Origin of the sequence: Pseudoalteromonas sp. 120-MNA-CIBAN-0494, from assembly GCF_040308885.1 — a bacterium.
Classification (GTDB): domain Bacteria; phylum Pseudomonadota; class Gammaproteobacteria; order Enterobacterales; family Alteromonadaceae; genus Pseudoalteromonas; species Pseudoalteromonas nigrifaciens.
Genome location: NZ_JBEOOE010000135.1, coordinates 1 through 278 on the forward strand (window position 1 = coordinate 1; position 278 = coordinate 278).

General features: G+C 67.3%; 1 protein-coding gene. It reads left to right on the forward strand.

The window, feature by feature from the left end:
• A partial coding sequence (locus tag AAEY55_RS18270; RefSeq protein ID WP_350552666.1) for a fumarylacetoacetate hydrolase family protein occupies positions 1-278 on the forward strand: 278 nt, incomplete at both ends.

Consider the following 278-nt stretch of genomic DNA (forward strand, 5'->3'; position numbering starts at 1 on the left):
GTTCTGGACCGATCCGCTGATGTACCAGGGCGGCAGCGACGATTTCCTGGGCGCGCGCGACGACGTCGTGTGCCCGTCCGAGGAATGGGGCATCGATTTCGAGGCGGAAGTCGCGGTGATCACCGGCGACGTGCCGATGAGCGCGTCGCCCGACGACGCGCTGAAGGCCGTGCGGCTCGTCACGCTCGTGAACGACGTGTCGCTGCGCAACCTGATTCCGGCCGAACTCGCGAAGGGTTTCGGCTTCTTCCAGAGCAAGCCGGCCACCGCGTTCGCGC